Below are 26,113 nucleotides of genomic sequence, written 5' to 3'. Positions count from 1 at the left end.
CGCAAGCCCGAGGAGCCCCTCCGATGAAGCGCACAGCGCCCCTGGCCGCCGCCTCCGCAGCCGCCCTGGCACTGACCTCCGTGCTGACGGCCTGCTCCAGCCCCGAACCCGACGCCACGGTTGCCAAGCCGGAGAGTTCGCCGTCCGCATCCCGGGCGAAGGAGCTCACGCCCGACCAGCAGCTCGCCAAGCTCATGGTCGCCGACGCGGACGTCTCCGGATACGACGTGGAGCCGCCCTCCGACGACTTCGTCTTCGCCAAGTCCCAGGACGACGTCACGGTGGACAAACCGGCCTGCGCCCCACTGGCGTACGCAATGAACCAACTCCCCCTGGGCGAACCGAAGGCCGACCTGACACGGGTACTGTCGAACAAGGAGAGCGGACTCAACGACGCGTACACCTACATCACGCTCACCACCTACGCGTCCGGCGGCGCGAAGACGGCGCTGGCCGGCCTGGAGAAGGCGGTGGCCGCCTGCGGCTCCGGTTTCACCGCGAAGGCAGACGGCACGAGCGCGTACGACTCGGTCACGGCCGAGGATCCGGCGGAGGAGACCGGCGACGAGACCCTGGCCTTCGCGTCGAAGCTGACCTTCCGCGGCGCGACCCACACCCTGCACACCCAGGCCGTACGCAACGACGACGTCCTCGCCGTCATCTTCTCCGTCGACGGCCTCGCCATCGCCAACAGCAGCCCGAGCGACGCGAAGCTGGAACCAGCGGTGGTGAAGGCCCAGAACGCGAAGCTGAACTGAGCTGAGACCGTCCGTGAGCAACTCTCCCGTGCAAGCTCCCGCTACCGGACACGGGTGAGACACAGCGCGTCACATGGGTCCGCCAGGTACGCAATTGACCAGGACCTCCGCGAAGTTCGCTGTGGCGAAACCGGGAAGCTCACCGATACCGTCGTTGCTCGTAACCACACATCTGTCTCACGGGGAGCCACTGTGAAGCGCCGCACACTGTCCGCCGCTGCCACGTTTGCCGCAACCGCGGCCCTACTGCTGACCGCGTGCGGGAGCGGGGACGACAACGGCAAGGCCGCTGACAAGATCGCTGGGGCCGACCACGGCGCGGAGAAGCCGAAGAAGTCGGCGGAGCCCTCGGGATCACCGGCAGAGGACAAGCCGGACGGCGTGGACGTGTCGCTTCCCAAGGACATGAACCTGGTCTTCGACTGGGAGAAGCCGAAGAACGAGAACGAGGCGGCGGCGATGGACGACACGGCCAACTTCTTCCGGGCCATCTACCGAGGCGTCGACAAGCGCACGACCAAAGAGGCTGCCGTGATCGCCTACGCCACCGGCGAGGGACTCCACTACGCGGAGACACAGATCAACGAATGGATCAAGGGCGGCTGGACCGCCACCGGCACCCGTCGTCACTATGACGCCACCACACGATCCGCCCCGAATGGCACATCCGTGGAAGTCGCATTCTGCGCGGATACCGGAAAGTTCCTCGGGAAGGAGATCAAAACAGGGAAGGTACTGAAGTCCGACCCCAGCCCCAAGGACTTCAACCACTACAAGGTCATCATGGTCAAGTACCCCACAAGCGAAAGCTTGTGGCAGGCGTCCCAGGTGTTCGTCGAGACGGAGGCCGAGAAGTGTCAGTGAGTGGACCACCGCGTAAGTTCCTCAGAAGCGGCGCTGCCGTCTTGGTCCTCGCAACCAGCACACTCGTCCTCGCGGCTCCCAACGCCGCGGCGGAGCCGGTGGATACCGGCAAGGGCGGTAGCACGGAACAAAAGGGCGGAAGCAACGACACCGGCATCTACGCCGCCGCCCGGATTACGTACTCCGGATCCGTCGCCAAGGGCGGCGGCACGGGAAACGTGACGTCCTCCGACGTCAACTGGACTCCACCACCCTGCTGGTACGCCCCCTACCTCGGTGCCGAGGACTTCAAGAAGAAGATGTCCAAGGACATCGAGAACGCCGCGAGCGCACCCGGCATGACCGGGCACGCAGGCGCGGCGATCGGCGAGACGAAGCGCCACTACGAGGACGAGTACGGATGGACCGACAACCCCGGCTACAAGGACTACAACGTCGAGAAGGACGGCGAGGGAATGTTCTGGGCCGGTGTCGAGAATCCCAACGAGCCTGACGTACTCAAGCGGAGTTCCTGCACCGCCCTCCCCTTCTGGGTCGACAACGGCGAGGCCCCGCCACCCCGGTACGAGGAGGCCATCACCCCGGAGATACTCGCCGCCCTCGCCTACCAGCACATGCAGCTTCCCGACACCGAGGTGAGCCTCGCCCCCGAGGAGACCACGAAGGTGAACCTGCCGACCTGGGCCTGGCTCGACAGAGCCGTCTTCGACGAGGTCCGGGCCACGGCGGCCCTCAACGTCCCCGGCTTCGCCGTCCAGGCCACGACGACCGCCAAGCCGGTGTCCCTGAAACTGGAGCCGGGCACCGAGGACGCCGAGCCCTACCCGGCCTCCGGCGAATGCACCTTCAACGCCGACGGTTCCATCGGCGAGCCCTACGCCAAGGGCAAGGCCGACCAGACCCCGCCCTGCGGAATCGAGTACCTCCGCTCCTCCGGCGACGGGACCTACGCCCTCCGGGCCACCATCACCTGGGAGATCGCCTGGACCGGCACCGGCGGCGCCGGCGGCGACCTGCCCGACGGGACCTTCGGTGACGAACAGGCGGTCACCGTCCAGGAGATCCAGGCCGTCAACCGCTGAAGGAACGCAAGCACACGCCCGCAGTGGTATGGGATTGTCCCGTTGTTCCCGATCGTCGCAGCAGAGCGGTGTCACCGCGCGCACGCGATCGTCGAGCATGCCTTCGCCCACCTGGCGAACTCGGCGTCGGCCCACCTGCCGTCGGGGAACGTCGCCGCGAACGTGGCAGAACGCCTTCAAGGCCCTATGGACAGCCACGGCTGCCGCCTGCGCACCTGACCTGCGTTGCCCTGCCGTCCACGCTCCAGGACCCGGGGCCTCCCTACCGCCGGGACGGCCGCCCGGCGGTCGCCCCCGCCCACCGGCAGAAACCCGCACCGGAACTCCGGTGTCAGGTGCTGTTGCGGTACGAACGGGCCTCCGCCGCCGTCACCTTCTCGGGCTCGTTCCGGATGGCCGCGTCGACCAGGGGGAGCAGCTTGTCGACCTGCTCGCCCAACTTCTTGTGACGGCCCTGCAGTTCCCGGTGCCAGGCGCGAGCGTTCTTCCCCACCCACACCTTGTCGCCGCCGATGTCCTCGGTCGGTCCCTTCAGCGCCTTTCTGAGGTGCTCGACCTCTTTGGCCAGATCACGGCGGAGCTTCTCCAGATCCGCCTTCCTCGGATTGTCCACCTTGGGCTCGGGATCTGCCACAAACGCCCCCTACTGTTCTCTTGAGTTCGACAGAATAAAGTCAACTCGCCGCAATCTGCTCTCTCCTCTTGAGCAAAACACGTCGCCGTATCACACCGGCAATGGAGCAGATCAAGGAGAAAAAGAACGCCAACAGCACGACCAGCATCGGCATCGTCATCATTGGCGGATTCTTCGCCCAAGCCGTCGTCAGCACTCGCGCGGGATCACGAGGGTCATACGTCACAGACACCAAGCCACCGGGAACCAACCCCTCCGGACGCATGCCACCCCAGTCATAGAGTGACGTCTCCATCTCACCCTCGGGCCCATCGAACTTGACCTTAATATTTCCCGGATTTCCATATTTATCCCTCGGCGAAGCCGTGACCTCCGCCCAGACGGAAACGCCGCGAGAACGCAAGTCGCTCACCAGCGACTCCGACGGCAGCAAGAAACCGAGGAAAATCCCGCCGGTCATCAGCGCCATCGCGAACACCCCCAGAATCACTCGCCGCTTCGGCACAGGAGGCTGCCTCAACTGCAAGTGCCGCCTGCGCGAATCCGCCTCAAAAGCAACCTGCTCAGCAGACTTCGGCGGCGGCGTCCAGTCTCCCCGCGACCTCCTTTTCTTCTTTCCCATGAAATTCGATCCCTACGAATATCAGAACCCTTACCGCTCCCTTGAGTTCGACAGAATACAGTCAACTCGCCGCGATCTGTTCTCTTCTTTTCAGCAAAACACGTCGCCGTATCGTGATGAAAACCGTGCCGGCCAAGAAGAAAAGGAACCCCAACAGCCCGACCAACAGCGGCATCGTCATCATTGGCGGACTCTTCACCCAAGCCGTCGTCAGCACTCGCGCGGGATCCCGAGGGTCATACGTCACAGACACCAAGCCGCCCGGAACCAACCCCTCCGGACGCATGCCACCCCAGTCATAGAGTGACGTCTCCATCTCACCCCCGGGCCCATCGAACTTGACCTTAATATTTCCCGGGTTGCCGTATTTGTCCCTCGGCGAGGCTGTGACCTCCGCCCAGACGGAAATCCCACGAGAACGCAAGTCGCTCACCAGCGACTCCGACGGGAGCAAGAGAGAGAGGAACATTCCGCCGATCACCAGGGACAGCGCGAACACCCCCAGAATCACTCGCCGCTTCGGCACAGGAGGCTGCTTCAACTGCAAGTGCCGCCTGCGCGACTCCGCCTCAGAAGAAACCTGCTCAGCAGACTTCGGTGGCGACGTCCAGCCCACCCGTGACCTTTTTTTCTTCTTTCCCATGAAATTTGACCCCTGCGAGTATCAGAATCCTAGCCATCCACCGACCTTTTTGGCCGCTCCACTTATTTCCTCACCAACTTTCTTAGCTGCGTCGCTGACGGCATGACAGACTTTTTCACCCGTAGGCGTGTTGAGGGTATAGTACGCAAAATAACCAATACCTGCGCCCACCACGATACCCGCAGCAATGCCCCAGCCGACCGGCCCGCTAGCAGCCGCGACTAGCGCCACGGTCCCCCAAGTCGCAGCCATTCCGGCCCCAAGGGACGCAGTATTCGAGATCACGGCCACGTCCGTGTCATTGCCGTTGACCTTGATGTCGTACGCGATGCCGCCGACGGTGAGCAATGAGCCGACCAGGGGCACCCGCCCTCCGGTCCTGAAGACCTTGCCGAGCCAACCGCCCTTCACGGCCGTGGGCGCCTTGATGTAGGGGACCTTGTCGGCGAGCCAGCGGGCGGAGTCACCGAGGGACGCCTCCATCAGGCGCGAGAACGATCCCATGCCGTACTTGGCGAAGAGCCGCTCGGCCTGCCGGGACGCGGCCTTCGAAGCCTTGGCGTTGGTCCGCGTATCCTTCTTGAAATCGGCCCGATCCTTAGGCGTCATGGCATTGATGCGTCGCTCATAGGCCGCCTTCGCCGCCTGTGAGAACTTGCCGGCCTCGTCCCAGAGTTGGTCCGCCAGTTTCGACTGGACACCGATGACGCCGGCCACGAGACCCGCGTGCACGGTCCAGGTCGCCTTCGGGTCGCCGAGGTCCGTGACCGCCTTCTGGAGATGTTTCCAGGCGGTGTCCCAGAGGTCGGGATCGTCCCCCTGCATCAGCGCACGGTTGAAGATGGCGCCGGGTTCGTCCTCGGGAAGTTCGCCGTGGAACAGATCCAGCACCTTGTTGAAGCCCGGCGCGGGTTTCTCGGCGTTCGCCGCGGTGGTGAACGCGGTGCCGAACACCTTGGCGTCCTCCTTGGCCGTCGGCGCGTTGGCCACCGCGATCGCCATGGGGAGGTTCTTGACGAGATCAGGATCCATGCCGGCGTAGAACGCCGAGGTGTAGTCCGGATCCTTGCTGCGTTTGGCCAGTTCCTCGGCGATGCGGTGGAACGCGGGGCCCGCCTCGTCAGGGCCCATGTCCGCGAGCTCGTTGGCCTCCTTGGCCAGTTTCTCGCCCTCGTCGTGCGCCTGCTTCACGGTCCACACCGGCTCACGCAGCTGAACCATGGGCGGCTTGGGCCCCACGCCCTCGAACTCCATGGCAGCGGCGAGCGCTTGGCGGCGGCGCAGCATGGGCAGTTCGTCGTCGACCCAGGAAGCTATCTTCCCGAGCTCCGTGAGATGCCTCGTGTCCAGCCCAAATTCCTGAAAGCGACTGAAGTAGGCGGCCTTTCCCTGATGAAGTGTCTTGCCGCCGGAAACCAGACCGTTTATCGTCTTCATCAGGTTTGCGGGGTTTATCCCCGAGAAATTCGGATCAACCATTCTTTGCGCCCCCCGCGCCCTCCGCCGGCTGCGGGTCGAGGAGAACCGCCTGGGCACCCGACCCCCGCAGCGCTTCTTCGAGCTTGCCGCTGGGGATCGCGACCCACGATTGCTCCTCTCCCATCGCCTCCACCAGGCCGACCACGGTGGAAAAAGCGAGAGCGACGAGCTGCGTCCCGCCCGACTCGGCTTCCAGAGGGATGAGCATCACATCGACCGTGCCCTCCAGAAGAGGCGCGCCGTCGTCGTCCCGTGACACATCCGTCATGGTGGGAACCACAAGGACTTCCGGGGCTTCTTGAAGAGACTGAGCCGAATCCATCCGCACAGACTATGAGGACGCCTGAGTGCGGGGCAATTGCAGGTGCGACCTGCCTGCCGACCGCGTGCCGGGCTTGCTCAGGGCCCTGTGGGAGACCGATCCGGACCACGCCCTGTTGGACGGCACGCTCACCGAGTGCGACCGGCGGGACGACGAACGAGCCGTTCCCGCCCGGTCGGTGAACCGCTCGCACCCTGCTGAACGGCTACCCGCGGACCGTCCGAAGACAATCCCGAAGAACCAATGCGGTGGAGCGGTGGCAATCGGGGAGATTTCATTACGTAAGCCGTGGGACGGAACCAGCTCTCGTATGCTGCAACGGAACTGTCATGGAGTCACCCGCGCGAAATGTCAGCAAATAACCACAACGGGGGAAGCCGGACGTGGGGCTCAGCGAGGACGCCACCGAGTTGAAGAGACGTGCGAAAAGGCTGCGGGAGTGCGCTCGGGAAGCGCGGGTGCTTTCCCGTCGCCTCGGGCCGTACCTCGACGACGTGGTGAAGAAGGCCACGCCCCGCGCCGGCGGTTTCCGTACCGGTGACGACGAAGGCGCGATCTGGCAAGGTCCGTTCGCCGACGAGTGCACCGACACGCTCCAGCAGCGGCAGCACACGCTGAACAGCATGGGCACGGCTCTGCTGAAGGACTTCGGCGCCAGCGGCAACCGGGACGACCTGGAGAAGGTCTCCGGTGGGCTGGACGGGCTCACCGCGGCCGAGCTGGACGCGTTCATGATCAAGGCATCACCCAAGGACCTCGCCTTCTACACGGTCTTCGCGCAGCCGTCGGTGCACGGCCGCATCCAAGTCAGCTGCGAGGGTCGGCCGCCCGACGGGTTGACGGCGGGCGACGCCGTGGAGATCACCGGCGACATGTGGCGGGGCGCGGAGGTCGACTACCGCACCCGCGTCGTCCTGGAACGCGCGGCCGACGCCGTGGAGGAGGAGACCAGTGTCCAGGCCGGTGAGTAGGTACGGCATCACGGGATCGGTCACTTTCCTGGCCCTGCTGGCGCTGACCGGATGCGGTGCGTCGTCCGACGGCGGTGACGAAGGCGGCGACGGTGGCGCGACCCCCGCGGCGCGGGACAAGGGCCCGGCATGTGTGGGCACCGCCCCGGCCGACGGGGCGCACGTCCTGCGCGGCGGCGGCTTCAAACTGCCCGGCGGCGGTGGCGTGCAGTACGCCGGGGCCGACGCGGACGGCACGACACGTACGGCGACACTGCGCGACGGCGCGAAGTACGCGTCGGGGCAACGGGAGTGGACCGTCGAGCCCGGGGCGGAGGTCACCGTCCCCGGCCACGACTACGCCGTGCGGCAGATCTGCTCCTACCGCGTGGTCCTCGAGCCGAAGGCCGCCGAGGACCGGACCGCGCTCGCCGCCGCACCGAAGTCACTCGAACCCCGGCAGGGCGCCACCGACGACGGTCTCTGCTTCACCACAGACCGCACCGTCCTGGCCACCGCCGCCAAGGGCTTCCCGGCCGAGGGCAACACGCTCTCCCTGCTCGACAACGGCGGGGTGCAGCGCTTCCCCACGGGCCTGTCCCTCACGGTCTCCTCCATCGACCCCGCCGCCGGAACAGCCGGCGTCGACGCGAACTGCGCCGCGATCCCGGTCGCCGGCTACAAGGACGTACGGGTCGGGGAGACAGTGGAGTTCGCGGGGGTGCTGTTCGAGGTGTCGGCGCTGACGGAACAGGCCGTCCAGCTCACCCGCACGAGCACGTAGCGGAGAATCCGGTACCGGCGAAGCGCCCGGGCGGAGTCGTTCGGCGAACGTACGGAAGGCAGCCGGAGAGAGGCCTCACCGCCTTACAGCCCCTTCACCCCCTACCTTCCCCGCCCCGTCACACCTGCCCGCCGGCACGGCTACCTGGGGCGCTCGAGGGCCGGCGGGAATATGGCGGAATCCGGTCGGCCTGTTGACGGAGAAGAAGGAGCTGGGCCCGCGCTGAACGGGGACCGGCTGCGTCCCCTATTCCGCTTCGTCCGAGAAACGCTGCATCAGGGCGAAGGGGGACGACAACGCGGCGCCGGCAAGAGTGAGGACATCGGTGTCCACCTCCTCCAGCACGATGGCAATGGCGAGGTCCACGGCGTCCACCGGGCCGGTGGCCGTACCCGCGCTGGCGATATCGGCCGGTGGGATTTGCCGACCGGGTTCGATGGTGGCCCGGACTCCCTCCCTCTCCAGAAATTTCGCCTTGCCCAGACCCACTGATGAGTACACATACTCCCGGCCGTCGTACGCGATGCGCAGCGCCCGGTCTTCGCGCTTCAGAGCCCTGGCGTTGAACCACAGCTCCGCACGCCGTCCGTCGAGGGTGAGTTCGGCCTTGAACAGCGACGGCCGTCCCGACCGGCGTTTCCCCCGGAAGACCGTCTCCGGAAAGGCGGGGCCGCTCAGCCGAGCGATGTCCATTCCCTTTTCAACTGGCCGGTAGAGCGGGCAGCGCTCTACGACAACGGGGCCGAAATGCCCCACACTTCCCTCGAGCCCGGCCTTGGGCCGCTCCCGCTTCTTCGGCTTGGTTCTGTACGGCAGCAACTCGAACTTCAAGGACTCACTACTCGCATCCATGGCGACAAAGGTTCTCATCTCTAGCGTCTGGCTAATCGAACGGGTTGAGCGCGCTGCCCAACTTCTTGGCGCCGTCGGCGATCTCGTTCCCGAGGTCGCTCGCCTTGTCGCCCACCCAGTCGGCCGCCTTCTCGGCGCCTTCCGTGATGTCGTCCCAGTGCTCGACGACCTTCAGTCCCCCGTAGACGATTCCGGTGCCCACGGCGAGGCCGATCGTGACCGGGTTGGGGGCGACCATCGCCGCGGTCAGGGAAGCGTTGAAACCCACCTCCGCGTAGTTGGCCAGGTAGCCGGCCTTGCTCTTCTCCCACTCCTTCGCGTGGTCCATGGTGGCGATGTTGGCCACGGAGAACACCGTCGCCCCCGCCGAGCCGACGATTCCGGCTCCCCGCCACAGTCCGGCAGTCTTCGCCGCTGCCTTGAACCCACCGGCCTTCCCCACCTGAACGAGGCTGGCCTGCCCCGCGCGTGTCACTTCCTGGCCGGCGTGTGTGTAACCGCCGTACAAGCGGGCCATGTCATCCGACCCGGCGAAGAAGTTGATGGCCTGGTTGGGAGTGAAGCCCAGAAGCTTGGAGTTCATGACGCCGCGTCGGCGCAGCGCGTCCCATCCGCTGCCCCAACGGTCGTCCAGAAAACCGGAGCTGAAGGGCACGTTGGCCACCCTTTGGTACGTCTGGCTCCGGGAGGCCATGTTGCCGAGCTGTCCGGGAAACCAGCTACCCGGGGCGGCCAAGGAGCGTATCGGCGGGTCGTACGCCCTCAGCCGCCTTCCCGCCCAACGCAAGATGGGGTTACTTCCTGTCGCAGTCCACCGTCTCGCAAGGGCGTCCTTCATCGGTCCCAGCCTGCCGGTCTTCACCGCATTGCCCAACAGCACCTTGGTCCCCGAGAAGCCACTCGCCGTCACGACTTGGGTCGCTGCCGCGACGTTGAACGCGTCGCTGCCGAACTTGATCATCTCGGTGAGGGTCTCTTCGTGCGGCTCCAGAGCAGGGATCTTCGAGAGTGCGTGCGCCTCGAGCCGTGTCACCCAGTCGCCGAGCTTCTCCCCCGGCTGTCGCTCCAAGCCCTTCGCATTCGGATCGCCGCTCGCCGCCACCGAATTGGCCAGCAGCAGCGTCTCCGGCTTGATCCCCTCGCCCTTGTAGTTCTCCAGGTCCTTCGCAGTGAATCCCGCCCACAGCAGGCCGGCTGTCGGGTCGCCGTTCTCCAGGCGCAGGATGAGGGCGCGCTTACGCAGATCCTGGGCCTCGCTGCCGGTCCAGGACCTCATCGGCTTCAGCGTCGACAGATGCCCGCTCACTCCTAGCCGGGTGGCCCGGGTGAAGGCCTCGTCAAGACGGTCCTCCATGCCGCCACGCCCGTCCAGGAGTTCCGCCAAATGCTCCAGGTCCTCGGGATCTGCCCCGCGGAACGACATTCCCACCCCCGTCCCTCGACAGCCGGCTTGGCCTTCGCCGCCAGCAACTCAGAATATGCAGTCAGAGCGAAGAGCGGCTGCCATGGAAACATCGGGCCAGGCCCGCCACGTTCCATGGCCGACCGATGAAAAGTGAGCCACTCCGCGAGCACCGTCTTGCTCGGACCGCCGGGCACCGCGACCGGGTACGACGCACTTCCACGCCGGTGGGCGGCGTCGTCATGCGGTGGGGCCGCCCTCGACCAGCAGCTCCTCCCGGTCGGGGAGCAGGTCGGTGATCTTTTGCCAGACTTCCGCCGCGTGGGAGCGCACCAGCACCAGCGGGCTGTCGGGGCCGACCTGTCCCGGCATGATGGGCTCTTCCGGCTGCTCCCGGATCCAGTGACCCAGCGGGCCGCAGTCCCAGACGGCGAGGGCTCGGACCATCGCGGCGCGTTCGCCGTCGTGCTCGCCGTCCCAGGCCATGGTGATGCGCCAGGTCGCGTTCAGGGAGACGACCAGGTGACGGAAGCGGTCGAGCGCCTGGTCCCTGAGACCGGTGTCGGCCTCGACGAGGGCCTTGCGGACGAGTTCGCGGGTGGCGTCGTCGTCCGGACCAGGCTCCTTCAGAGCGACGAACGCGGTGTCCAGGGCGGCCATCGTCGTCTCGATGCGGACCTCGGGGGCGCCCTCCTCGGGCTTTTCGCCCCGGTGCAGGTTGACCTTGCGGGCGAGCTCCCAGACAAGGGTGTTGGGCTCGATGGAGACATACTCCGACTCCTCCTCGCCCGGCCACCCGTCGTGGGCGATCACGGCGTCCTGGCCCACCACCACGCCGTGGTTCACGGGGCCGTGCGCGCCGGTGATCTCCACCTGGATCATGACGACGGGGTCGGCGAGCGCGCGGAGCAGGTCGCCGAGCAGCGGGGCCAGTTCCCCTTCCTCGCCCACCAGACCGATGTGTTGGAGCTCGGTCAGCGACTCCCCCAGCTCCTCCGGCGGCGTCTCGCCGTCCAGGAGATGGGCGAAGACGGCAATGTGGCGGTCGGCGAGCCGGAAGCGTGCTCGGGAGCTGTCGTACGAGGGCACTGGACCGGGTTCCCTCCCCTGAAGGCAGCGGCTGCCGTCACTTCTTCGTCTTCATTTCTTCTTGTCCTGGAGCTCCTTGGCGTCCTGAGCGCACTTCCGCGCCTCGTCACGCAAGGTCTCAGCGACCGTGCCGCACTTCGCCTTCCAGCTCTTCAGCTTGCCGCGCACATCGTCCGCGTTCGGCCCCGCCCAGGTTTTCATACCCGTGGTGCTGTGGTTCTTGGCAGCGTCGACAAGCCCATCGATGTGGTCGGCCAGAGACCTCAACTGACTGGCGCGCTGGTTGAGTTCCTGTATGTCAGGACTTGCCACAACAGCTCTCCCCGCCGTCTTTGGAGCCCCAGGAAACTGACGCATCCCCTGAGCCCCAGCAGGAGTCGTGACCTTACCGCGTCCCACCCGGTGCACACCGGTTGTTCACTGGAAGATCTCTTCCACAACAGCAATGGACGGGGACTGTTATCGGTGTTGTAGCGTCCACTGTTGCGAACGGACAGTCCGCTTGCCTCTGATGACACGGGGAGGAACGCCCATGGATCGCGGTGCAGATCTCGCACGGCTCCGGGAACTGTCGAAGCTGTACGCCCGCAAGGCCCACGACCTGCAGCTCCTGATCAAGGACCTGCAGTCGGGCACGGCGGACAGCTCCGGCTACTGGAAGGGTCCGAAGGCCGACCGTTTCCGGGACGACTGGCGTGATGTGAAGCCGACCTTCGACAAGTGGGTCACCACACTGAACGACGCCAGCAAGGCCGCGAACACCAGCGCCGACAACATCGAGCGCGCCACCTGATTCCAGGGCGAATCGCGCGGAGTGCGCAACCGGCCGGGGCGCCGGGACCACAACCCGTCCGGGCTTGGTCCCGGCGCCCCGTCGGCGTTCGTACGAGATCCGGCGTCAGGCGCCGTTGTGGTGCGAACGGGTCTCCGGCGCCGTCACCTTCTCGGGCTCGCCGCGGATGGCCGCAGATGGCCGCGTCAATGACCGGCAGCAACTTGCCCACCTGTTCGCCCGGCTTCCGATGCCGTCCGGTCGGCTCCTGATGCCAGGCTCGGGCGTTCTCCCCCCCACCTTGTCGCCTCCGATGTCCTCGGCAGGCTCCTTGAGGGCTCGCCTGAGATTCTCCGCCTCCTCGGCGAGCTCACCGCGCAACTTCTGCGGGTCTGCCTTTCTGGGATAGGGTGCGCTCGATTCAGATTCCGCTATTAATATTACCTTCTGAATTCCATGTCGCGCTCGGAATTGCCCCTGCTCTCAGCGCCTCATAATCTAAGCCAATGGCCTCCAGCGGCACGCTCGAAAGTAATCCCGAACACCTCGCTCTGTCCACCATGAGCGAGGTGCGGAAGTCATCCGACGGCTCCCCTCTTGGCGACAGTTCCATCGAGGTGTCCCTCGTTCCCGTAGCCGCGGCCAAGGGCCAGGAGCAGCTCGTCGCACTCACGTTCACCTCGGTGTGCCTGCTGGTCGAGGCGATGGGAGAGCAGCAGCCCCGGGGTGTCGTCCTCACCGGCGAGGTCGAGGGGGCCCTGAAGGGATCGGGCGCCCGGGCCGTCCTGGTCGATCCCCGGCTCGCCGTCTGCTCGGCACAGGAACAAGAAGAGGAATCCACCAGTGGTCGACCCGAACTTTTCCGGAATCAACCCGGACAACCTGCTGCGGACCATCAAGAACCTGGAATCCGGCAGCAAGGCGCTGCACAGCGCGAAGACCTCTTATTTCTCCAGATTCCAGAAATTCGGTCTGGACACGGCGGACCTGACGGAGATCGGAAAGATCGCCGGCTGGACGGATGACGAACTTCCCATACTGCGTCGGAGGCAGGCTCTGGCAGCGGCCATGGAGACGGACCCAGGAGGACTCGAGCGCGGGACCATGGTCCAGTTGCGTGAGCCCGTCCCAGGTGTCGGCGAGGCACGGGAGGACGGAAAGAAGCTCGCCGAGGAGATCAACAAGGCAGCCGACCTCGACCCGGGCAAGGCCGGCGCGGAATTCCACCGGATCGCGGTGGAGTTGGCCAACCACAAAGGGGACCCCGATTTCGCTTCGGCGTTCTATGCCAGGATGAAACCGCAACTGCTCGAGATCCTGCCGGTGGCAGTCGCCGCCGCCGACGCGCCTTCCGCCGAGAACGACGTCAAGGTCTTCGGTTCCGCATTCACCACCGCGGTCGAGGCCGCCTCCCCCGCACCCGGCTTCGACAGGACAGCGGCCCTGTTCCACGGCGACATCGGCAAGGACGAGCCCACGGCCGTGTTCAACCGGGCGCTCATGCAAGGCGACGACACCGACCTTTGGGCAATCGCCTGGAAGCACACGAAGATCGCTGTGACAAAGCTCGGCGATCCGGCGGACACGTGGTCCGACACAGCAGGGCTGCTGGCCTCCGTCATCGGTATGCAGGCGAAGTACGCCGGTCACTTATGGGAGCGGTCGCAAAAGTTCTCCGACGAAGCGAGTCGGCTCTACCAGCGGCGCATCAACAGCATGAGCCCGGAAGACCGGAGAAAGTTCAAGAAGGACACCAGGCGAGCGGCTCGAGCCGCCAGACAGTCCGCTCGCGAGGCCGAACGTATTCTCACCAAGTACGGTATGGGCTCGTTCTCCCGGTTGTTGGAGGTCTCCATCGCCGATGGCGGCAGTTGGCTGATCGGCAAGGTTCCCGGCCTCAGACCCCCCAGCTCGGCAACCCTCTTCGGCCGTGCACTCCACACGGGCGGCAAGCTGCCACTGGTGGGCACGGTCCTCACCGTCGGGGCCATCGGGTGGGACATCGGTCATGGGGAGGAGAAGGACGTCGCCGTGGCGGCCAATCTCGGGGGAATGGCCGCCGGGGCTGGCGGCACCCTGGGAGCGATGGCGCTGGTCGGGGGCCCCGTCGGATGGGGCATTGCGGCCGGAGTGGTGGCTGGATTCGGAATTGGCTACGGCACTTCTTACGTGATCAAGAGCCCAATTGGCAGGGAAGCAGTCAATGCTGCCACGAGTGCAGCAAAAGAAACGGGTGAAGCAATCAGTAAAACGACGTCCAGCGTCAAAAAAACGGTGAGCGGTTGGTTCTCGTGAGATGGATCAACGATGACTAAGAAGAAGCACCCCTCGGATCAATACCATTTGCCACCCCATGTCGCAAAAGAACAACGACTGGCCGCCATGCGCGCCGTATGGATGCCTTGTCCAGAACTACCACAACGCCGCCTGATTCTCGGCATCTTCGGCATTTTCTTGCTCGGTCTCGTCTTGTCCCTGGCCCTATGGCTTCCTCCACACTTCCTGTTGCGTGACCTGCGCGCTCGCGGGATCACCGTCGCTGCCGTGGTAACCGGAGTCGACAACAAACCCAAGTATGTGAAGGTCAGGCTCGCCCAGGGCCCCAAGTCAGGAACCGAAGTCAAACTGGGGGACTACGCTGGCATGTACCCCGACACCCAGACCGGCGACATAATGCTGGTCACGTACGACCCCAAAAACCCATCTCGCAGTCTCTCCCACAGCTGGGTCATCGATCCTCCCTTCAATGTGCCTGCGTATGGTATCTCCGCCCTCACTACCTTTTTCCTGACTGGGACAGTCGTTATGACGCTCCGCCGCCGGATCCTCCGCACCCACGTCAGCCGTTCAGCACCGTCTGAACCGGCATGAACGACCCGCCGGTCACGAACAGGCCGCTGCCCGCGGGGCCGCCGCCGCTGTTGGACGGGAGTCGGATGCCGAAGAGTTCGCCCTCCGACGGGCTCTGGGGCGTCAGGAGCAGGCCGTTGCGGGACTTGCGGGCCTCGACGGCGAAGCCGCGGTACTGACCCGAGAGGCTGTCGGTGGAGCCGGCCGCGATGAGGCCGATGCCGCCGTCGGCGGCCTTGCGGACCACGGCTTCCAGGGCCTCGTCGAGGCTGGTGTCATAGAGGAGTTCGGCGTCGTCGACGATCACGACGTACGAGCCGTCGGACGCCTTGTCCACCAGTTCCTCCAGGTCGTCCTCGCGGCTGTCCGCGTTCAGGAGGCCCAGCACTCCTTCCCGCCCCTCCAGGCCGCGCAGTGGCGAGCGGCGCGGAGCGACGAGTACCACCGGCGTGCCGACGCGCAGCAGCGACTCCGTCGCGGCCATCAGGGTCGTCGAGCGGCCGGACTTCGGCGGGCCCGCGATGACGAAGCCGGGGCCGTTCTCCTCCAGGTCGACGCCGATCGGGTGCAGTTCGTCGCCGCCCACGCCGAGCAGCGCCCACAGGGCGGACGGCGGCGTGAAGTCGGGGTCGAGGGCGAGGGCGTCGGACGCCGTGATGTTCGAGGGAAGTGCGTCCACGCGCATCGGGCGGCGGCCCGCGGGCGCCCGGCCGTGGCGGGCGGCGGCCTCCTCGGCGATCTCACGGAGCGCACGTACCTGGGCCTGGCCGGCCCGGTCCGCCGAGAGCAGACCGATCTGCGTTTCGTCCACGCCGGTGTCCGTGATCCGCAGGGCACGGCCCGGGGGCATGTTCTTCGGGACCTCGCGGGCGTGGAGTCCCGCCGTGGAGTAGTCGTTCGGGTCGGCGAAACGCAGGACCAGCCGGTCGGCGAAGGCGGACGAGACGTGGCCGCTCAGGCCACTGCGGTCGGCGCTCATGACGACCTTGAGGCCGACGGCGGAGCCTTCACGGAAGATGCGCTGGGCTGCTTCGAGAAGCTGGCCGTAGTTGTACGCCTCGAAGGTCGAGGCGAAGCCCTCCCAACCGTCCAGCAGCAGCACCATCCAGGGGAGACGGTCCTGCGGCGCGGCCGTCGCGCGTTGCTCGGCGGCGCTCGACGCTCCTTCCATGGCGAGCAGTTGCTGCCGTCGGGCGATCTCCGCCAGCAGGCGCTCGATGAGGCGGCGAACCCGGTCCGGCTCGTCGCGCGTGACCACGGCGCCCACGTGGGGCAGGCGCATCAGCGGCAGCAGCGCGTTGGAGCCGCAGTCGATGCCGTAGAGATGGACGTCATGCGGAGAGGTGCTGCGGGCCAGCGAACCCGCCAGGGACCGCAGGGCCGTCGAGCGGCCCGAGCGGGCTCCGCCCAGGATCATGGTGTGCTCGCCATGCACCAGGTCCAGGGACAGTGGCATACGGGCCTGCTTCGCCGGCAGGTCGATCAGGCCGTACGGGATCGGCGCGACGTCGGCGGGAGGCGCGGTGGCCGGTTCGGCCTCGTGCGCCGGGGCGTACGCCACCACCTCGTCGAGGGTGACCAGTTCGGACAGGGGGTCCAGCCACGGGCTGCGCTGCTCGCCGAAACCCATCCGCCGCGCGCCGTCGCACACGGCCTCCACGAGAACGGCCAGGTCGGTGACCATGGTGCCGTCGTCCTCGGCCTCGTCCCGTTTGGGCAGCGGGCGGCCGTAGGCATGCCACGGCAGCGGCAGCAGGGTCGCCTTCGGGCCGGTCCCGCCCGTCGCGGGACGGCGGCCACCGATGCGGGCGGACTGTACGCCGACCAGGGACTGCGCACCGGAGCGCACATACATGCGGCCGGGGGTCGACTTGGCGATCGCGCCCGAGTCGGGGGCGTCGATGACGTCGATGGACTCCGAGGCGTCCGTCACCCTCAGCGCGATGCGCAGGTTGGTGTTGGCACGGATGTCCGCGCTGACGACGCCGGCGGGCCGCTGGGTGGCCAGGATCAGGTGCACGCCCAGGGAACGGCCACGGCGGGCGATGTCGACCAGGCCCGCGACGAAGTCCGGGAGTTCGGCGACCAGGGAGGCGAACTCGTCGATGACCAGGACGAGTCGAGGCATCGGCTCCAGTTCCGGGCGGAGCTTGCGCGTGTCGTTGTAGTCCTCGATGTCCTTGGCGGCGGCGTCGAAGAGGATCTTCTCCCGGCGGTGCAGCTCGGCCGCGAGCGAGGCGAGGGCCCGCTCGGTCAGATGGGCGTCGAGGTCGCTGACCATGCCGACCGTATGCGGCAGTCGGGCGCAGTCCATGAAGGCGCTGCCACCCTTGTAGTCGATCAGCACGTAGTTCAGTGCGTCCGGCCGGTTCACGACGGCGAGCGAGGTGATGATGGTCTGCAGCAGCTCGGACTTACCGGCACCTGTGGTGCCCGCGACCAGCGCGTGCGGGCCGTCCCGCCGGATGTCCAGCACGAATGGGCCGTCCGCGGCGATGCCGACGGGTGCGGCGGTCGTCGAACCACCCGCCCGCCAGACGCGCTCCACGTCGGTCCCGGCCGGGTCGGGCATGCCCAGCAGCGACAGCAGCCGCGCGGAGGTCGGCAGCGCGCTGCCGGCGTCGTCGCGGCTGACGTCGCGTACCGGCGCGAGGGAACGGGCGAGCAGCTCGCACCACTCGGGCGCGGCCCGGTCGGCCAGGACGTCACCGACGGATTCCAGCCCGTGGCCGCGCACGCGGACGTAGTGCCGGACGTCCGGGGACCAGGCGACGACGGCCTTGCACTCCTCCGGCAGCAGCCGCTCGTCCTCGTCGACGCAGAGGGCGAGAATGCCGTACCGCGGTCCTTCGCTGAGGAGTTGCGGAACACCGGGCACGCGGCGCAGCAGACGTGCCCCGTCGAGGATCAGCAGGACGTTGGGATCCGGATAGAGCTGGCCCGTCATGGTGTTCTGCTCGCGGGCCGCCTTCCGCCGGGCCAGTTCGTTCAGCAACTCGTTGACGCGGCGAGTGACGGTCTCGGAGTCGAAGCCGACCAACGCTACGCAGTCCTGCCCCTGATCGGGACTGGTGTGGGGCAGCCAGTGGAGCCACTGCCACGCGGCACCGGCACTCGGGGCGGCGGTGAGCGACACCAGGGAGAGGTCCCGCGGGCTGTGCAGGACCGTGGCCTGCACAGCGAGCCAGCGGGCCGTGGCCAGCGCTCGGTCCCGGTCGCCGGCGACGCCGACCACACCGAGCTCGGCGAAGGGGAGGGTGACCGGGACATCGGTGAGTACCGGCGGTTCCGGACCGTCCTCCTCGTGCAGGGAGCCGCCGCGGCCCATGACGAGTTCCACGTCCGAGGGCAGGTCACCGACCCCGATCCTCAGCTGCATGGCGTCAGGATCGGTGAGCCGGCGCTCCCACAGGCGACGCCGGGGTCCGGTGGCGAAGAGCAGGATCTCGGCCGGATCGGGAGCATCCGCCCGGCGGGCGCGCTGCTCCTCCTTGGCAAGGGCGGCCAGTTCGGCCTCGTGGGCCACGAGGTCCTTCTTGTACTGCTTGAGCGACGTCCGATGTTTCTTCTTGCCCTCACGGTTCTCGCTGATCCACTGGGCAGCCATCATCAGCGGGCTCATCAGACAGAAGAGCAGCATGTAGATCTGCTTGGTGAGGAAGTACATGCCCAGTCCGAAGGCCATGGGCATGACCGCCATGAGGAGCTGGAACCGGGCCCGCTCCCCCTTGTTCGGCGCCACCGGCACCACGATCCGTCGGCGGGGCCGCAGGGGGGACAGCCTTGGCGGACGGTTGTAGGCCAGGCCGCCTTCACTCATCGCGGACAGGTGCGCGTCCGGCTCGGAGACACGGGCCAGGACCAGAAGCGAATCTCCGATCCGGACGACGCCGTCCGGCGGCCACGGCGTCCCGGACGCCGCCACCGGTACGTCGTCGAGCTGGATCCGGGCCCCGTCCTGAGGGCTGAGCGTGGCCTTGCCCCGCATGTCGACCTCCACCCGGAGCGCGATCGCCGGCAGCGAGGCACCTGGCAGGGGAAGCGAGGAGGTGGGCGCCGAGCCCAGAGTGGTCACGCCGACCCCGAGCCGGACCACGCGCCCCGAGACAGGGCCGCCGGCCACCCTCAGCTCCAACTGGCCGACGGGCTCGCCCTTGCGCAGCAACGGACCCATGGAGTCGTCCACGGTGACCCGCATGCCATCCTGCAGTACCTGGGCCACGGGTGCCGCCGGGTCGCAGAGCACGCCGTCGGCCCACAGGGACGGCCCGCCGGTCCCGTAACCAGGGGACCGGGGCGCCACCGTGGAGGGCAGGACACTGACGTTCGCCGGCATGTCCGCCGGGGCTCCTCTTCGGCCCAGTTCCGTCGACAGCGCCTCAGCGACGTCGCCTGCTGTCGCGGTGTCGTCCGCGATGATGACGACGTCGTGCGGCTCACCACCTCCGCTGACGACCGTGACCAGCATCCGCATGGTGGTCTTCCTCCCCCGTCGGCCTTTCCAGCCCTATCCGTTGCTCCGGCAACGGAGACTACTGTCAGTCTCCTACTGCAGGCTCAGCCGCTCGTGTTTCAGACCGCCGGCAGCGCGTAGATCTCCGGCCCGTGCGTGACCAGCAGCCGGTTTCCGAAGATGGCGACCTGCCACGGCTCGCCGACGGCCTTGCTGTCGCTGTAGGTCCAACGGAGCTTGCCCGTCTTGGCCTCCAGGGCCACTATGCCGCCGTCCAGGGATCCGGTGGCGCCGTACAGTGCCGTCCCGGCCCGCAGAAACGTCTCGGGCCCCTCGACGTCCAACTCGTCGCACAACCACGTCCGTTTGCCGCTCTCGACATCCACGGCCCACACGCCGTCGTCGTGGTCGCTGGTGTAGAGCACACCGTCGATGACCGTCGGGTTGCCGAAGCTCCGGCGGCCGTTGGGGGACGGTGTCGCTCCCGGTCGGGGGCCCGTCCACCGACGGGCTGCCGAAGTCCACGGGGCCGGACACCGGGCCGCCCGCCGAACTTCCCTGCCCCGCCTCCAGGTTCAGTAACCGCACCGCCGACCGGCTCACCTGTTCCACCAGTGCACCCGGCAGCCATCCGCCCGCCACCAGTCGGGCCGCACCGCCCTCGGGGGCCAGCCGCCGTCCCACCTCGGCCGGGGTGGGACGGGCGCCGGGGTCCCTGCTCAGGCAGGCCGCCACCAGGTCCCGAAGCCCACCGCTGCCCGCACCACCCGCGTCGCCCGAACTCCCGGAGTCGCCCGAGCCGCCCGCGTCCTCCAACGCCCCAAGTTCCGGCTGCTCGTGGACGACCTTGTACAGCAGCGCTGCCGAGGAGTCGCCGGAGAACGGGGGCTCGCCCGTCGCCGCGTACGCCAGTACGGCGCCCAGGGAGAAGACGTCCGCCGCGCCCGTGGCGCCCTTGCCCAGGATCTGCTCGGGCGACATGTAGCCGGGCGAGCCGATCGACACACCGGTCGAGGTGAGGGAAGCCGTGCCGTCCATCGCGCGGGTGATGCCGAAGTCGATCAGCAGCGGGCCGTCGAGGGTGAGGAGGACGTTCGACGGCTTCACGTCCCTGTGCACCAGTCCCAGTTCGTGCACCGCCGTCAGTGCCTCGGCCAGGCCCGCGCCCAACGCCCTTACGGTGTGGGCGGGCAGGGGGCCGCCGTGCGCGACCGCCGCCGTGAGTGACGGGCCCGCCACGTAGGCCGTGGCGACCCATGGCACGCGCGCCTCGGGGTCGGCGTCCAGGACCGGGGCCGTCCAGGCACCGCCCACCCGGCGCGCGGCCTCGACCTCGCGCCGGAACCGGGCGCGGAACTCCTCGTCCAGTGCGAAGTGCGGATGCACGATCTTCACCGCGACCGTGCGGCCGCCGGCGCTGCGGCCCAGGTAGACCCGGCCCATGCCGCCGGCACCGAGCCTGCCCAGCAGCCGGTACGGCCCCGCCGTCGTGGGCTCGTCGACGTCGAGCGGCCGCATGGAGTCCACCCCGTCCACCCCTCCCCCGTCCCACCCGTACGCGGGCGTCTGCCAGCAGGGTAGTGGGAGGCCCCGCGCAGGGGCGGCTCCCGCGTCCTCACAGCCGCGGCGGGCGCCCGGCCTCCACGGCGGCGTCCGTCACGGCCGGAACAGGTCGGCCTTCACGGCTGGAGCAGGTCGACCTTCACGTCCGCCGCGAAGCCCGTCGTCGGTCCCACCCTGCGCGCGAACTCCGCGACCGCCGCCAGTTGCGGCGGGCCGAAGCTGAAGTCGAGCGTGGTGAAGTACGTGGCCAGCGTCTCCTCGTCGAAGGCCTCCCAGCGGGCCGCCTGTTCGGCGACCTTGCCGACCTCCTCCAGGGAGAGGTCGCGGGAGGCGAGGAACGTCTCGTGCACCTTCCGGGTGATGACCGGCTCGCGCTCCAGGTAGTCGCGGCGTGCCGCCCAGACGGCGAAGACGAACGGCAGCCCCGTCCATTCCTTCCACAGCGCGCCCAGGTCGTGTACGTCGAGCCCGAAGCGAGGTCCGTCGATCATGGTCGCGCGCAGGGCCGCGTCGCCGATGAGGACGGCCGCGTCGGCGTCCTGCATCATCAGGCTGAGGTCGGGCGGGCACGTGTAGTAGTCGGGCTGCACGCCGTACCGCTCGGCGAGCAGGAGCTGGGCGAGGCGTACGGAGGTGCGCGAGGTCGACCCGAGGGCGACCCGGGCGCCGTCCAGCCGGTCCAGCGGGACCTGCGAGACGATCACGCACGACATCACCGGGCCGTCGCAGCCGACGGCGATGTCGGGGAAGGCGACGAGCTGGTCGGCGTGCTTGAGGAACTCGACCAGGGTGATCGGCCCGATGTCGAGATCTCCCTGCACGAGTTTCTCGCTGAGCTTCTCGGGGGTGTCCTTCGACAGCTCGAAATCGAGGAGAGTACCCGTTCTCGCAAGCCCCCAGTAGAGGGGCATGCAGTTCAGGAACTGAATGTGTCCGACGCGCGGCCGGGTGCGAGGATTGTCCACATCGCGAGGCTAGCCCTCATGCCGCGGGGCGGGCTCTCCGGGCCCCGGCATCAGCCCGGCTGGGGCGTCGGAGCACATGGCGGAAGTGGCATTCAAACTTTCGGGTGACGTGATCTTGACCTCTATTGCGCGCGGGCGGTCGCGTGCTAGGCTCGTCCGCAAGTTGCAGTTTGGTTTCCCTTGCAGTACAGAGCCTGCGGAGCATGTGACCGCGGGCTCTCGTCGTTCTCAGACGGATGCGATTGTGCAGAATTGGTCTTCACACTTGCTGGGTTCTGGAGCAGGGCAACCCTTTGGGCCCAAGGAGGGCTTATGGCTACCGGAACCGTGAAGTGGTTCAACGCCGAAAAGGGCTTTGGTTTCATCGCCCAAGAAGGCGGCGGCCCCGACGTCTTCGTCCACTACTCCGCGATCAACGCGAGCGGCTTCCGCTCCCTCGAGGAGAACCAGCAGGTGTCCTTCGACGTCACGCAGGGTCCCAAGGGCCCGCAGGCGGAGAACGTCACCCCGGTCTAATCCTCTCCGATCCGGGAACGACTAGCAGTACCCAAGGAGCCCCCCGCCGTCAGGCGAAAGGGGCTCCTGCCTTTTTTCCCCGCACGGAACCACCACGGAACCACGGCAGAACCCCCTCGCAACGGCGTGAGCCCGGCTAGTGCCGCAACAGGCACTGGGCTCCCCGCCCATGACGGACACCGCCCCCGCCACCGCCCCGGCCCCCGACCACATCGCCGCCACCCGCGCCTTCTACGACGCCGTGGCCGAGGACTACGCCGACCGCTTCCGTGACGTTTTCGCCGCCCAGCCCCTGGAGCTGGCACTGCTGGCCGGATTCGCCGGGCTCGTCGAAGCGGGCGGCGCCGGCGGCCGCCTTCACCCCACCAGGGAGGTCCGCCCGGCGTGAACGACCGCGCCGGCCCCGACCCCGGCGTCTTCGGCACCGGCACCGGCGCCGGCGCCCAAGGCTTCGCCGTCGGGCGGTGACCAGGGGCGGCCCGCCATCAGGTCGCCCAGTCCCGCCCAGGCGAAGTTCATCAGGGTGGCCGACGCCTGCCGGGCGGTGACGCCCGGGGCGCTGTTGGCCCAGTCCGCGAGCGCCTCGGCGGCGCCGACCAGTGCCTCCGCGAGCCCGGCGACCTCGCCGCCGGGGAGGTGGGGGTCCATGGGGGTCCCCCCTGCTCGTGGGGGTCCCCCCTGCTCGAGCGAAGTCGAGAACTTGGGGGAGCAGCCGAGAGCTTGGGGGTGTGCTTCTCGGGCGGCGGCGAGGATCAGCTCGGTCACGAACGTCACGATGTCCGCGCGCATCGCGGCGACTTCGGCGGCGAACACCTCTCCGTGCGTACGGGCCTGGAGATGCAGCACGGCCCAGCCGTCCGGGTGCCGCGCGGTGTGGGTGAAGAACGCCGTCAGCCCCGCCCAGAGCTGGCGGTCCGCGGGGAGCGCGGGACGGGCACCGGCGCGCACCGTCTCGACGAGAGCCTTCGCCTCGCGGCGGATGCACGCGATGAACAGGTCTTCCTTGGAGTTCAGATACAGGTAGACCAACGGCTTCGAGACACCCGCCAGTTCGGCGATCTCGTCCATCGACGCGGCCATGTATCCGCGCTGGCCGAAGGTCTGTACGGCGGCGTCCAGCATCTGCTGTTCGCGGACCGCACGCGGCATCCGCTTGCTCTTCACAGCACCCATACGGATCAGCCTACGGGGCGGTGGCACCCTCACCCGCCCGCGCGGGAAACCCGCCCCGTCCGAACCGGGCACACGCCCCCCGGGGTCCTACGAGGCCTTCGCCTGCTCCTGCGCCTGCGTGCCGCGGGCGTCGTCGTCGGCGTCGTCCTCCTGGCTACGGTTGGCCTCCAGGTTGGCCTTCGCCCGGTCGACCCGGCGCACGATGTTCTCGGAGGCCAGGTCCCGCTGTTTGCGCAGCACGACGAAGCTGATCGGCGCCGAGAACACCAGGGCGAGCAGGATGATCCACAGCCCGTTGGAGTCGCCCAGGCCGCGCGGGGCGAGGCCGGAGTAGACGAGGCACCAGACGACCAGGAGGCAGCCCACGAAGATCCCGAAGCGCATCAACGTGTAGCGGAGCATCTTCTTCCACTCTCCCGGACGAACGGCCAGAACGTACCCCAAGGGGTTCCCAATGGGACACCTCCAGTGAAGCACGCCCGCCCCCGTACTCCCGCGGCGGGGCCCATGCGCGGGCGCGTACATGACAGCACCTCGACCCCGACCCCGACCCCGACCCTGACCCCGGACCCGGATCCGGCCCGGGGTCAGGTCAGCGACAGCAGCATGACGACGTCGTCCCGGTCGTCGCCCGGGGCCACCCGGATCGCGCCGGGGACCCGGCCGACCTCCTTGTAGTCGCAGGAACCGTAGAAGCGCTCCAGGCCGAGGCCTCCGCGGCAGGTGAGCCGGATCGCCTCTATGCCGGGCAGGGCGCGAGCGGCCCGTTCGGCGGCGGCGAGCAGGTCACGGCCGTACCCCTTGCCCTGGTGGCGGGGGTGGACCATCACCGTGTACAGCCAGATCCAGTGCGTCATCAGGCGGTGGGTGTTGAGGGTGAGGAACGCCGTCGCGGCGACCCGCCCCTCCTCGTCGAACCCGACGAGGAGCCGGGACCGTTGCTCCTCCATCGCCACGAACTGCCGTACCAGCTCCGGCCGGACGTCCTCCCGTGTCACCGGCGGCACGAAGCCGACGGCTCCGCCCGCGTGGGTGACGTCCACCCACAACTCCAGGATGCCGTCACGGAGTTCGGGAGTGACGGGCGGATCCAGTATGAAGGTCAGCGGCACGGGGCGGGGGCTCTCCGGCATGGAACGGGGGTTCTCCCTCAGACCCGCATCGGCTGCGGGGACTCGCGGCGGGCGGGGTCGGCGGCATCGTACTCGCGGATGATCTCGTACCGCGTGTTGCGCTCCACCGGGCGGAAACCGGCGTCGCGGATCAGGTCCAGCAGGTCGTCGCGGGTGAGCTTGTTCGGCGTGCCGAAGTCGTCCGCGTCGTGCGTGATCTTGTACTCGACGACCGAGCCGTCCATGTCGTCCGCGCCGTGCTGGAGGGCGAGCTGGGCGGTGTTGACGCCGTGCATCACCCAGAAGACCTTGACGTGCGGGACGTTGTCGAAGAGGAGACGGGAGACGGCGAACGTCTTCAGCGCCTCGGCGCCGGTCGCCATCTGCGTCCTGGACTGGAGGCGGTTGCGGATCTTGCCGTCCTTCATGTCCACGAAGTCGTGCTGGTAGCGCAGCGGGATGAAGACCTGGAAACCGCCGGTCTCGTCCTGGAGCTCACGCAGCCGCAGCACGTGGTCGACGCGGTGGCGGGGCTCCTCGATGTGGCCGTAGAGCATGGTGCAGGGGGTCTTCAGCCCCTTCTCGTGCGCCAGCCGGTGGATCCGCGACCAGTCCTCCCAGTGGGTGCGGTGGTCGACGATGTGCTGCCGGACCTCCCAGTCGAAGATCTCCGCGCCGCCGCCGGTGAGGGACTCGAGCCCGGCGTCGATCAGCTCGTCGAGGATCTCGGACGCGGACATCCCGGAGATGGTCTCGAAGTGGTGGATCTCGGTGGCGGTGAACGCCTTCAGCGACACGTCCGGCAGCGCGGCCTTCAGCTCGCGCAGGGAGCGCGGGTAGTAGCGCCAGGGCAGGTTGGGGTGAAGCCCGTTGACGATGTGCAGCTCGGTGAGGTTCTCCGCCTCCATCGACTTGGCGAGCTTCACCGCCTCCTCGATCCGCATCGTGTACGCGTCCTTCTCCCCCGGCTTGCGCTGGAAGGAGCAGTACGCGCAGGAGGCGGTACACACGTTCGTCATGTTGAGGTGGCGGTTGACGTTGAAGTGGACGACGTCGCCGTTCTTCCTCGTCCGCACCTCGTGCGCCAGCCCGCCCAACCAGGCCAGGTCGTCCGACTCGTACAGCGCGATGCCGTCCTCGCGGGACAGCCGCTCACCGGAGCGGACCTTCTCCTCCAGCTCGCGCTTGAGTCCGACGTCCATGCCGATACCTCTTTCCTGAGACAGAC

The 26,113-nt window shown here is 67.7% G+C and carries 27 protein-coding genes and 2 pseudogenes; 11 read left to right on the top strand and 18 right to left on the bottom strand.

Features of this window, described 5'->3' with window-relative positions; genetic code table 11:
* Positions 1-23: 23 nt before the first annotated feature.
* The 3 genes from ACFPZI_RS05040 to ACFPZI_RS05030 all read left to right on the top strand — a co-directional run bounded on the left by ACFPZI_RS05040 (position 24) and on the right by ACFPZI_RS05030 (position 2,704).
* Positions 24-758 carry a hypothetical protein gene (locus tag ACFPZI_RS05040; protein WP_381358718.1) on the top strand — a complete coding sequence of 245 codons (735 nt, stop codon included), beginning with the start codon at positions 24-26 and terminating at the stop codon, positions 756-758.
* Between the two features lie 192 nt (positions 759-950).
* A complete protein-coding gene (locus ACFPZI_RS05035; RefSeq protein ID WP_381358716.1) occupies positions 951-1,622 on the top strand; it encodes a hypothetical protein in 672 nt (223 codons plus the stop codon).
* Positions 1,623-1,663: 41 nt separating this feature from the next.
* Positions 1,664-2,704: a hypothetical protein gene (locus ACFPZI_RS05030; protein WP_381358713.1), complete on the top strand. Its 1,041-nt coding sequence runs from the start codon at positions 1,664-1,666 to the stop codon at positions 2,702-2,704.
* A gap of 331 nt (positions 2,705-3,035) precedes the next feature.
* Here the strand turns inward: ACFPZI_RS05030 and ACFPZI_RS05025 are convergent, their stop codons facing one another.
* The 5 genes from ACFPZI_RS05025 to ACFPZI_RS05005 form a co-directional block, all read right to left on the bottom strand.
* Positions 3,036-3,338 carry a hypothetical protein gene (locus ACFPZI_RS05025; protein WP_381358711.1) on the bottom strand — a complete coding sequence of 101 codons (303 nt, stop codon included), beginning with the start codon at positions 3,336-3,338 and terminating at the stop codon, positions 3,036-3,038.
* Between the two features lie 40 nt (positions 3,339-3,378).
* Positions 3,379-3,960, bottom strand: a complete 582-nt coding sequence (locus ACFPZI_RS05020) for a DUF3592 domain-containing protein (protein WP_381358709.1) — start codon at positions 3,958-3,960, stop codon at positions 3,379-3,381.
* A gap of 61 nt (positions 3,961-4,021) precedes the next feature.
* Positions 4,022-4,603 carry a DUF3592 domain-containing protein gene (locus ACFPZI_RS05015; RefSeq protein WP_381358707.1) on the bottom strand — a complete coding sequence of 194 codons (582 nt, stop codon included), beginning with the start codon at positions 4,601-4,603 and terminating at the stop codon, positions 4,022-4,024.
* 21 nt (positions 4,604-4,624) lie between these two features.
* Positions 4,625-6,082 carry a hypothetical protein gene (locus ACFPZI_RS05010; RefSeq protein ID WP_381358704.1) on the bottom strand — a complete coding sequence of 486 codons (1,458 nt, stop codon included), beginning with the start codon at positions 6,080-6,082 and terminating at the stop codon, positions 4,625-4,627.
* Entirely contained in the window at positions 6,075-6,404 is a 330-nt protein-coding gene (locus ACFPZI_RS05005) for an SAV_915 family protein (RefSeq protein ID WP_381358701.1), read from the bottom strand. The genes ACFPZI_RS05010 and ACFPZI_RS05005 overlap by 8 nt, the downstream gene beginning before the upstream one ends.
* 49 nt (positions 6,405-6,453) lie before the next feature.
* Here ACFPZI_RS05005 and ACFPZI_RS05000 point away from each other — a divergent pair.
* The 3 genes and pseudogenes from ACFPZI_RS05000 to ACFPZI_RS04990 all read left to right on the top strand — a co-directional run.
* Positions 6,454-6,567, top strand: a pseudogene (locus tag ACFPZI_RS05000) (IS5/IS1182 family transposase); the annotation flags it as partial.
* Positions 6,568-6,862: 295 nt separating this feature from the next.
* Positions 6,863-7,375, top strand: a complete 513-nt coding sequence (locus tag ACFPZI_RS04995) for a hypothetical protein (RefSeq protein ID WP_381359572.1) — start codon at positions 6,863-6,865, stop codon at positions 7,373-7,375.
* Positions 7,368-8,138 (top strand): hypothetical protein, encoded by a 771-nt coding sequence (locus ACFPZI_RS04990; protein WP_381358699.1) that lies wholly within the window; start codon positions 7,368-7,370, stop codon positions 8,136-8,138. Before ACFPZI_RS04995 ends, ACFPZI_RS04990 begins: the two co-directional genes overlap by 8 nt.
* Positions 8,139-8,384: 246 nt before the next feature.
* On the opposite strand, the gene ACFPZI_RS04985 is transcribed toward ACFPZI_RS04990, so the two are convergent.
* The 4 genes from ACFPZI_RS04985 to ACFPZI_RS04970 all read right to left on the bottom strand — a co-directional run bounded on the left by ACFPZI_RS04985 (position 8,385) and on the right by ACFPZI_RS04970 (position 11,793).
* Positions 8,385-8,969 carry a hypothetical protein gene (locus ACFPZI_RS04985; RefSeq protein ID WP_381358698.1) on the bottom strand — a complete coding sequence of 195 codons (585 nt, stop codon included), beginning with the start codon at positions 8,967-8,969 and terminating at the stop codon, positions 8,385-8,387.
* A 52-nt stretch (positions 8,970-9,021) separates the two neighbouring features.
* Positions 9,022-10,413, bottom strand: coding sequence for a PE-PGRS family protein (locus tag ACFPZI_RS04980; RefSeq protein ID WP_381358696.1), 1,392 nt, complete (start codon positions 10,411-10,413; stop codon positions 9,022-9,024).
* Positions 10,414-10,632: 219 nt separating this feature from the next.
* Positions 10,633-11,481, bottom strand: a complete 849-nt coding sequence (locus ACFPZI_RS04975) for a hypothetical protein (RefSeq protein ID WP_381358693.1) — start codon at positions 11,479-11,481, stop codon at positions 10,633-10,635.
* 51 nt (positions 11,482-11,532) lie between these two features.
* The gene (locus tag ACFPZI_RS04970) at positions 11,533-11,793 is read right to left on the bottom strand and encodes a hypothetical protein (protein WP_381358690.1); all 261 of its coding nucleotides are present in this window, start codon (positions 11,791-11,793) and stop codon (positions 11,533-11,535) included.
* Positions 11,794-12,013: 220 nt separating this feature from the next.
* On the opposite strand from ACFPZI_RS04970, the gene ACFPZI_RS04965 reads away from it, so the two are divergent.
* Positions 12,014-12,274 (top strand): WXG100 family type VII secretion target, encoded by a 261-nt coding sequence (locus ACFPZI_RS04965; protein ID WP_381358687.1) that lies wholly within the window; start codon positions 12,014-12,016, stop codon positions 12,272-12,274.
* 557 nt (positions 12,275-12,831) lie between these two features.
* Here ACFPZI_RS04965 and ACFPZI_RS04960 read toward each other — a convergent pair.
* The gene (locus tag ACFPZI_RS04960; protein WP_381358684.1) at positions 12,832-13,080 is read right to left on the bottom strand and encodes a hypothetical protein; all 249 of its coding nucleotides are present in this window, start codon (positions 13,078-13,080) and stop codon (positions 12,832-12,834) included.
* 16 nt (positions 13,081-13,096) lie between these two features.
* On the opposite strand from ACFPZI_RS04960, the gene ACFPZI_RS04955 reads away from it, so the two are divergent.
* Together ACFPZI_RS04955 and ACFPZI_RS04950 are read left to right on the top strand one after the other, a co-directional pair.
* Positions 13,097-14,548 (top strand): hypothetical protein, encoded by a 1,452-nt coding sequence (locus ACFPZI_RS04955; RefSeq protein ID WP_381358681.1) that lies wholly within the window; start codon positions 13,097-13,099, stop codon positions 14,546-14,548.
* 12 nt (positions 14,549-14,560) lie between these two features.
* On the top strand, positions 14,561-15,124 hold the full coding sequence (locus ACFPZI_RS04950) for a hypothetical protein (protein ID WP_381358678.1): 564 nt from the start codon (positions 14,561-14,563) through the stop codon (positions 15,122-15,124).
* Here ACFPZI_RS04950 and ACFPZI_RS04945 read toward each other — a convergent pair.
* The 4 genes and pseudogenes from ACFPZI_RS04945 to ACFPZI_RS04930 all read right to left on the bottom strand — a co-directional run bounded on the left by ACFPZI_RS04945 (position 15,093) and on the right by ACFPZI_RS04930 (position 22,084).
* Positions 15,093-19,577, bottom strand: coding sequence for an FtsK/SpoIIIE domain-containing protein (locus tag ACFPZI_RS04945; RefSeq protein WP_381358675.1), 4,485 nt, complete (start codon positions 19,575-19,577; stop codon positions 15,093-15,095). The two genes, ACFPZI_RS04950 and ACFPZI_RS04945, sit on opposite strands and share 32 nt — an antisense overlap.
* A 98-nt stretch (positions 19,578-19,675) precedes the next feature.
* A complete protein-coding gene (locus tag ACFPZI_RS04940; protein WP_465269177.1) occupies positions 19,676-19,951 on the bottom strand; it encodes a hypothetical protein in 276 nt (91 codons plus the stop codon).
* 82 nt (positions 19,952-20,033) lie between these two features.
* Positions 20,034-21,074: pseudogene (locus ACFPZI_RS04935) on the bottom strand (serine/threonine-protein kinase); the annotation flags it as partial.
* A 161-nt stretch (positions 21,075-21,235) separates the two neighbouring features.
* The gene (locus ACFPZI_RS04930; protein WP_381358673.1) at positions 21,236-22,084 is read right to left on the bottom strand and encodes a menaquinone biosynthetic enzyme MqnA/MqnD family protein; all 849 of its coding nucleotides are present in this window, start codon (positions 22,082-22,084) and stop codon (positions 21,236-21,238) included.
* Between the two features lie 312 nt (positions 22,085-22,396).
* Between ACFPZI_RS04930 and ACFPZI_RS04925 the strand changes: the two genes are divergently transcribed.
* Both ACFPZI_RS04925 and ACFPZI_RS04920 read left to right on the top strand, forming a co-directional pair.
* Entirely contained in the window at positions 22,397-22,600 is a 204-nt protein-coding gene (locus ACFPZI_RS04925; protein WP_003992177.1) for a cold-shock protein, read from the top strand.
* Positions 22,601-22,769: 169 nt separating this feature from the next.
* Positions 22,770-22,988, top strand: a complete 219-nt coding sequence (locus tag ACFPZI_RS04920) for a hypothetical protein (protein WP_381358669.1) — start codon at positions 22,770-22,772, stop codon at positions 22,986-22,988.
* Here ACFPZI_RS04920 and ACFPZI_RS04915 read toward each other — a convergent pair.
* The 4 genes from ACFPZI_RS04915 to mqnE form a co-directional block, all read right to left on the bottom strand.
* Positions 22,958-23,773: a TetR/AcrR family transcriptional regulator gene (locus ACFPZI_RS04915; protein WP_381358667.1), complete on the bottom strand. Its 816-nt coding sequence runs from the start codon at positions 23,771-23,773 to the stop codon at positions 22,958-22,960. The genes ACFPZI_RS04920 and ACFPZI_RS04915 overlap by 31 nt on opposite strands.
* A gap of 87 nt (positions 23,774-23,860) precedes the next feature.
* On the bottom strand, positions 23,861-24,175 hold the full coding sequence (locus ACFPZI_RS04910; RefSeq protein WP_381359492.1) for a DUF4229 domain-containing protein: 315 nt from the start codon (positions 24,173-24,175) through the stop codon (positions 23,861-23,863).
* A gap of 185 nt (positions 24,176-24,360) precedes the next feature.
* Positions 24,361-24,885, bottom strand: coding sequence for a GNAT family N-acetyltransferase (locus tag ACFPZI_RS04905; RefSeq protein ID WP_381359489.1), 525 nt, complete (start codon positions 24,883-24,885; stop codon positions 24,361-24,363).
* 38 nt (positions 24,886-24,923) lie between these two features.
* Complete coding sequence (mqnE, locus tag ACFPZI_RS04900; RefSeq protein ID WP_381358665.1) at positions 24,924-26,087, bottom strand: aminofutalosine synthase MqnE; 1,164 nt, start codon at positions 26,085-26,087, stop codon at positions 24,924-24,926.
* Positions 26,088-26,113 lie beyond the last annotated feature (26 nt).

It is taken from the genome of Streptomyces chlorus (genome assembly GCF_042655885.1).
Taxonomy (GTDB): Bacteria; Actinomycetota; Actinomycetes; order Streptomycetales; family Streptomycetaceae; genus Streptomyces; species Streptomyces chlorus.
This window is presented reverse-complemented; position numbering and strand designations above follow the sequence as displayed.

Excerpts from the sequence above, each read along its gene's own strand:
- ACFPZI_RS04910 (WP_381359492.1), bottom strand. The coding sequence starts at position 24,175 with ATGCTCCGCTACACGTTGATGCGCTTCGGGATCTTCGTGGGCTGCCTC.
- ACFPZI_RS04945 (WP_381358675.1), bottom strand. The coding sequence starts at position 19,577 with ATGCGGATGCTGGTCACGGTCGTCAGCGGAGGTGGTGAGCCGCACGAC.
- ACFPZI_RS05040 (WP_381358718.1), top strand. The coding sequence starts at position 24 with ATGAAGCGCACAGCGCCCCTGGCCGCCGCCTCCGCAGCCGCCCTGGCA.
- mqnE (WP_381358665.1), bottom strand. The coding sequence starts at position 26,087 with ATGGACGTCGGACTCAAGCGCGAGCTGGAGGAGAAGGTCCGCTCCGGT.
- ACFPZI_RS05020 (WP_381358709.1), bottom strand. The coding sequence starts at position 3,960 with ATGGGAAAGAAGAAAAGGAGGTCGCGGGGAGACTGGACGCCGCCGCCG.
- ACFPZI_RS04965 (WP_381358687.1), top strand. The coding sequence starts at position 12,014 with ATGGATCGCGGTGCAGATCTCGCACGGCTCCGGGAACTGTCGAAGCTG.
- ACFPZI_RS04920 (WP_381358669.1), top strand. The coding sequence starts at position 22,770 with ATGACGGACACCGCCCCCGCCACCGCCCCGGCCCCCGACCACATCGCC.
- ACFPZI_RS05005 (WP_381358701.1), bottom strand. The coding sequence starts at position 6,404 with ATGGATTCGGCTCAGTCTCTTCAAGAAGCCCCGGAAGTCCTTGTGGTT.
- ACFPZI_RS04915 (WP_381358667.1), bottom strand. The coding sequence starts at position 23,773 with ATGGGTGCTGTGAAGAGCAAGCGGATGCCGCGTGCGGTCCGCGAACAG.
- ACFPZI_RS04980 (WP_381358696.1), bottom strand. The coding sequence starts at position 10,413 with ATGTCGTTCCGCGGGGCAGATCCCGAGGACCTGGAGCATTTGGCGGAA.
- ACFPZI_RS04925 (WP_003992177.1), top strand. The coding sequence starts at position 22,397 with ATGGCTACCGGAACCGTGAAGTGGTTCAACGCCGAAAAGGGCTTTGGT.
- ACFPZI_RS05015 (WP_381358707.1), bottom strand. The coding sequence starts at position 4,603 with ATGGGAAAGAAGAAAAAAAGGTCACGGGTGGGCTGGACGTCGCCACCG.
- ACFPZI_RS05010 (WP_381358704.1), bottom strand. The coding sequence starts at position 6,082 with ATGGTTGATCCGAATTTCTCGGGGATAAACCCCGCAAACCTGATGAAG.
- ACFPZI_RS04950 (WP_381358678.1), top strand. The coding sequence starts at position 14,561 with ATGACTAAGAAGAAGCACCCCTCGGATCAATACCATTTGCCACCCCAT.